Origin of the sequence: Pseudomonas sp. Colony2 (assembly GCF_019382755.1) — a bacterium.
GTDB lineage: Bacteria > Pseudomonadota > Gammaproteobacteria > Pseudomonadales > Pseudomonadaceae > Aquipseudomonas.
Genome location: NZ_CP080030.1, coordinates 2,229,358 through 2,235,242 on the forward strand (window position 1 = coordinate 2,229,358; position 5,885 = coordinate 2,235,242).

Below are 5,885 nucleotides of genomic sequence, written 5' to 3' on the forward strand. Positions count from 1 at the left end.
TTTATTTTTCTTCTGGCCTGCGGTGCTGCTGCGAGCACCGGCATCATCTTCAAGCCGGGCGACTGGTACGCCACCCTGGTCAAACCCAGCTTCACCCCTCCCAACTGGCTGTTCCCGGTCGCCTGGACAATCATCTACCTGCTGCTGGCTTGGGCCGGCTACCGGCTGACCCTGATTCCCGGCAGCGAAATCGTGCTGGCTCTATGGGCCGCACAGATCGCACTCAACACCCTGTGGACGCCCGTGTTCTTCGGCGCCCACCGGATTTTCGCCGGGATGGTGATCATTACGCTGCTGTGGCTGGTAGTGGCCGCCATGGTGCTGCTGACGGTGCGCCTGGATTTGATCACCGGGCTGATCCTGTTCCCGTACCTGGTGTGGCTAAGCGTTGCGGCAGCGTTGAATTTTTCCATCCTGCGCAATAACCGCTGAGCCTGGCGGCGTGGGCAGAGGGCGGAAACATCATTGCCATGATGCCCACGCACACTGGCGAAGGTGAACATCTCGTTTAGAGATAGAGGAAATATCAGATTGGGAACTCATACGCTGTGGCCTGCTGAAGAACATGAACTGGCGCAAATGCAGCGCTTCAACCAAAGGCTCGCCTGGTTGCCGCGTTTTCGCATCCGCAACCGCGTGACGCCCCGGGTGATCCAGGCGCTGTTGCGCTCCAGCCAGATGGTGGCCGGCAACAAGTTGCTCAAGCATGGCCTTCAGGCAGAAAGCCGGCGGGTGGGCTCGGTGCCGCTGCGCATCATCCGGCCGAAGGGCAAGGCCAAGGGCGTGGTGCTGGATATCCATGGCGGCGGTTGGGTGATCGGCAATGCGCAGATGAATGACGACCTCAACGTGGCCATGGTCAACGCGTGCGACGTGGCGGTGGTGTCGGTGGATTACCGGCTGGCGGTGAACACGCCGGTGGAAGGGATTCTGGAAGACTGCCTGGCTGCGGCGCGCTGGTTGCTCGCGGACTGTGAGGAGTTTGCCGGCCTGCCGGTGATCGTCGTCGGCGAATCTGCCGGTGGGCATCTGGCGGCGGCGACGTTGCTGGCGCTGAAACAATGGCCCGAGTTGCTGGCGCGGGTGAGGGGGGCTGTGCTGTATTACGGCGTCTACGATTTGACCGGTACGCCGAGCGTGCGCACGGCGGGGCGGGAAACACTGTTGCTGGACGGGCCGGGCATGGTGGAGGCGCTGCGCTTGCTGACGCCGGGCTTGAGTGATGAGCAGCGTCGGCAGCCGTCGTTGTCACCGTTGTATGGCGACCTTGCGGGGATGCCGCCGGCGCTGATGTTTGTGGGGGATCTGGACCCGCTGCTGGATGACACGCTGCAGATGGCTGAGCGGTGGGCGGGGTCTGAGGTGTATCTGTTGCCGCAGGCGGCTCATGGGTTTATTCATTTTCCGACGGCGATGTCGGGCAGGGTGCTGGCTTACAGCCGCGAGTGGATCACGGGTCGTTTACGCTCGGTTGGTTGATATTGGATTTTTACAACAAGGCCACATGGAAAGATGAAAATAAGAAAGTCGTTCATCGCGTCGCTGGGGATTTTATCGCTGGTTCAAACGTCACTGTCCTTTGCGGACAACGTTAACGGGAAAAACATTTATCTGCAGCGATGCGCCATGTGCCACGGCGCGGATATCAAAGGCACGGGCCCCTTGGCGAATAAAAGCAATCCGCCTACGCCTGACCTGACAACGGCTACTTTCAAAAAACGCTTGAGTGATTATCCGGGCGTTATCGTGTCGTCCGTCATTCTTCGTCCAAATGGCGACCTGATTCCCAGAACGTTGCGGGAGAACGGTGTGAAGTTGTCACCGTTCACCTGGAAAGTTCAGGACTTCCGCGACTTGAATCAGTACATGAGTGGTGTGATTTCAAAAAGCCGATGATGCTGCTCGTTCCCACGCTCTGCGTGGGAATGCATCCCGTGACGCTCCGCGTCACCCAGTGCGGGACGCAGAGCGTCCCCGGCGGCATTCCTTTGCTGCGCGTGGGAACGATCAGTCAGCAACCGCTCAATGCCACTTGCGGACGCTCGCCTGCAAAGAAGAACGGCCGCAACCGCACGCCCACGCTATTCCCGATAAACGCCGCCACCAACCACACCCAGCCATGCAGGCTACCCGACGCAATCCCGCTGAAGTACGCGCCGATATTGCAGCCGTACGCCAGGCGCGAGCCGTAACCCAGCAGCAACCCACCGATCACTGCGGCGAACAGCGAGCGTGCCGGAATTTTGAGGCTTGGAGCGAAACGCCCGGCCAATCCCGCAGCCAACAGCGCACCGAGGATGATGCCGACGTCCATCACACTGGTGACGTCTTCCCACACCGGCGCCGCCAGGGCCTTGGCATTGCCCGGCATTTGCCAGAACGCCCAGCTGCCTACGTCCACGCCCAACCCGCCGGCAACCTTGGCGCCCCACAGGGCGAACGCCGAAGTGATACCCCATGGCCGCCCGGCCAGTGCCAGGGTGGCGTAGTTGAGCAGGGCCAGGCCAATCGCGCCCCACACCAATGGCCATGGCCCGCGCAGGAAGCGGCGCAGGCCCTGGTGCTGGCTGGTGACGCCGGCTTCGAGTTGCCCGTGACGGCCTTTTTCCAGGCGCACGGTAACTGCTGCGATGACCCCGAACACGGCCAGGCTCGCGAGCAATGCCGGCATTACACCGAAGCTTTTGACGATGGAGATCGCCGGGAACGAGGGCAGGGCAAACCACCATTCGATGTGGTGGGTGGCAATCAACGAACCACAGATAAAGAAGAACAGCGTCACCAGCATACGCGCGTTACCACCGCCCACGGTGAACAGGGTGCCGGACGCACAGCCGCCGCCCAGTTGCATGCCGATGCCGAAGATGAATGCCCCGAACACCACCGAAACCCCGGCCGGCGCCACTAGCCCGACCACGGGCTGGCCGAACAGGGTGCCGGCCCCCAGCGCGGGGAAGAACAGCACCACGGCAATCGCCAGCATCACCATCTGCGCACGCAAGCCCGCGCCACGCCGGTCGGTGATGAACACTCGCCAGGCCGAGGTAAAGCCGAAGGCAGCGTGGTACAGCGTCAGGCCCAGTGCGGCGCCGACCACCAGCAACAGCACCTGGCGCGAGCCGACGCTGTTTTGCAGGAAGACGGCGCCGAACAGCAGGATGGTAAACGCCAGCAATGGCGCGACCGGCTTGCGCGCTGGGGTTGTGGACAGGGAAAGGCTCATCGGGAATCTCGGGTGATGTGGGTTAAGGGCGAGGTGGCGAAGTATAAACCTCGCGCTCCGCCACTGGCGCCTTGAAAAGCAACGCCAGCGCCACGATCACCGACAGCGCCACGGCCACTGCGCCCGCCAGGTACACCGATGCCACTCCGGCCACGCCGGCCAAGGCGCCGATCAGCGGGGTGCTGACCCCCAGCGAAATATCCAGGAACGCCACATACGCACCCATCGCCAGGCTGCGGGATTGGGGCGGCGCGCGCTTTATCGCCTCCACCCCAAAGCCGGGAAACGCCAGGGAGTAGCCGAAACCGGTCAGCGCCGCGCCCAGGTAGGCAGTCAACGCACTGTCCGCGCCCCAGATCAACAGCTGCCCGGCGGCTTCAATTATCACGCACACCAGCGCGACCTTGGCACCGCCGATCTTGTCGGGCAGGTGCCCAAAGAAAATCCGCGCGCCGATAAACGCCAGGCCAAAGGCGGTAAACGCCAATGACGCATTGCCCCAGGCCTTGGTGGCAAACAGCAGCGCGATAAACGCGGTAATCACGCCAAACCCGACGCTTGCAAAGGCCAGGCCCAACCCCGGTACCCACACCGAGCGCAGCACCTTGAAAAACGAGGTGCGCCGCAGGCTGGTGGGCGCAACGCCTTGCGCTCCGGCGACGATGGCCAGTGCCAGCAGCGGAATCACCATGGTCCCGACGGCGATCCCGCTGAAACCCCACTGGCTATTCACCGCCACCCCGAGGGGCGCGCCCAGGGCAAACGCGGCGTAGATTGCGATGCCGATCCAGGCCATGACCTTGCCGGTATTTTGCGGCCCCACCAACCCGACACCCCAGCCCATCGAGCCGGTCACGATCAGGCTTTCCCCCAGCGCCAGCACCACGCGCCCGGCGAGCAACACCCACACCGAGACCACCGGCGACGCCACAAACGCCAGGGACGCGAGGTAGATCAAGCCGGAGCTGGCCGCCACCAGCATGCCCACGAGCATGGCGCGCTTGGGGCCGCGCATATCGGCAAAATTGCCGGCCCAGGACCGCGACAACAATGCCCCGGCAAACTGCGCACCGATCACCACGCCCACCACCAGCGTGTCCATGCCCAAGGTGTTGTGCAGGTGCAGCGGCAGCACCGGCAGTTGCATGCCGATGATCAGGAACCCGACAAACACCGCCAGGGTGATGGGCAGTAATTTCAGTACCACAGGGCTTACCAATCCAGACATGAGTTGAATCCTCTGACGGGCATCAGCCCAGGCGAACGGAAAGCTCGACGTCGTCACCGATCGGCACCGACAGGTAGCCGTTTGCTGGCGAACGCACCCGGGCCAGGTAGTCGGGGCAGTAGTCGGTGTTGTCGGCGATGATCAGCGCGCCAGGCTTGAGGCGGCTTTCCACCAGGTTCAGCACATCGCCATACAGCGCCTTGGCGCCGTCGAGCAGCAGCAGGTCGACGCTGTCGGGCAGGCCGGTGGCCAGGGTGACCAGGGCATCGCCTTGGCGGATCTCCACGAGGTCGCTCACGCCGCCTTGCTCCAGGTGTTGCCGGGCGAGAGCGATCTTCGAGGGCTCGAACTCGCTGCTGATCAGCGTGCCGCCGCCGTTGTCCCGCAGGGCGGCCGCCAGGTGCAGGGTGGACAGGCCGAACGAAGTACCGAACTCGACGATGGCCTGCGCTTTGCTGCTGCGTGCGAGCATGTACAGCAGGGTGCCGGTGTCGCGGGAGACGGGCAACCACAGGTCTTTCAGCATTCCGTAGAGTGCCAGGTAGTCGGTCTTGCTGCGCATCAGGCGGTCGCGTTCTTCGTGGGTCACTGTGTTGATGACGGGGCTGGTGGCGGCATCGGCCTGTGTGTACAGCCGTTCAATCAGGGCCGCCATCGGGGCCGAGGTAAGCGTATTCATGGGGATGTCCTGCTGCAGGTTGAGCGCCGTGAGGCGCCGGGCTAGTATGCGAATGATTCGTCGCATTTAAAGTATGCGAACAATTCGTCACATTCGCTATTCGCATTCCAACGGCAGCAGGAACGCCCCATGACCGATCGCCAGACCTCGCAGATTTCCTCACGCAAAGAGCCCAAACAGGCGCGGTCCACCGAGTTGGTGTCGGCCATTCTGGAGGCGGCTATTCAGGTTTTGGCCAAGGAAGGTGCCAGCCGTTTCACCACCGCACGGGTCGCGGAAAAGGCCGGTGTCAGCGTGGGGTCGGTGTACCAGTACTTTCCCAACAAGGCGGCCATCCTGTTTCGGCTGCAGACCGATGAGTGGCAGCAAACCTCGCAGATGCTCAGCCGGATCCTGGAGGACGTGCGTCAACCGCCTCTGGAGCGGTTGCGCACGCTGGTGCATGCGTTCATTCGTTCGGAGTGTGAGGAGGCGCAGATGCGGGTCGCCTTGAGCGACGCGGCACCGCTTTACCGTGACGCGCCGGAGGCCCATGAGGTTCGGGCGGAGGGACAAAACATCTTCCAGACGTTCATGTTTGAATTACTGCCGCAGGTGCCGGAAGCCACTCGCATACTGGCGTGCGATTTGATCGCCACCACCTTCAGTTCGGTGGCAAAAGAGTTCTCGGGAAGCCCGCGTACCGAGGTGCAAATCATCGCCTACGCGGACGCGATGGCGGATATGTTCAGTGCATATGTGACGGTGCTTAACCA

Annotated in this window: 7 protein-coding genes; 4 read left to right on the plus strand and 3 right to left on the minus strand. The window is 62.8% G+C overall.

The genetic code is table 11. The features are described from left to right. From JV201_RS09565 to JV201_RS09575, 3 genes are all read left to right on the plus strand, one after another. On the plus strand, positions 1–432 hold a 432-nt coding region (locus tag JV201_RS09565; protein WP_219406806.1), incomplete at its 5' end, for a TspO/MBR family protein. Between the two features lie 147 nt (positions 433–579). Then, entirely contained in the window at positions 580–1,479 is a 900-nt protein-coding gene (locus JV201_RS09570; protein WP_219407147.1) for an alpha/beta hydrolase fold domain-containing protein, read from the plus strand. Positions 1,480–1,512: 33 nt separating this feature from the next. Then, positions 1,513–1,896 (plus strand): cytochrome c, encoded by a 384-nt coding sequence (locus tag JV201_RS09575; RefSeq protein WP_219406807.1) that lies wholly within the window; start codon positions 1,513–1,515, stop codon positions 1,894–1,896. Between the two features lie 115 nt (positions 1,897–2,011). On the opposite strand, the gene JV201_RS09580 is transcribed toward JV201_RS09575, so the two are convergent. The 3 genes from JV201_RS09580 to JV201_RS09590 are packed head-to-tail and all read right to left on the minus strand — an operon-like array spanning position 2,012 to position 5,130. Then, positions 2,012–3,223 carry a YeeE/YedE family protein gene (locus JV201_RS09580; protein WP_219406808.1) on the minus strand — a complete coding sequence of 404 codons (1,212 nt, stop codon included), beginning with the start codon at positions 3,221–3,223 and terminating at the stop codon, positions 2,012–2,014. A gap of 22 nt (positions 3,224–3,245) precedes the next feature. Further along, entirely contained in the window at positions 3,246–4,451 is a 1,206-nt protein-coding gene (locus JV201_RS09585) for an arabinose transporter (protein ID WP_219406809.1), read from the minus strand. 22 nt (positions 4,452–4,473) lie between these two features. Then, positions 4,474–5,130: an O-methyltransferase gene (locus JV201_RS09590; protein WP_008438792.1), complete on the minus strand. Its 657-nt coding sequence runs from the start codon at positions 5,128–5,130 to the stop codon at positions 4,474–4,476. Between the two features lie 129 nt (positions 5,131–5,259). Here JV201_RS09590 and JV201_RS09595 point away from each other — a divergent pair. Then, the coding region (locus JV201_RS09595) for a TetR family transcriptional regulator (protein WP_219406810.1) at positions 5,260–5,885 on the plus strand (626 nt) is incomplete at its 3' end.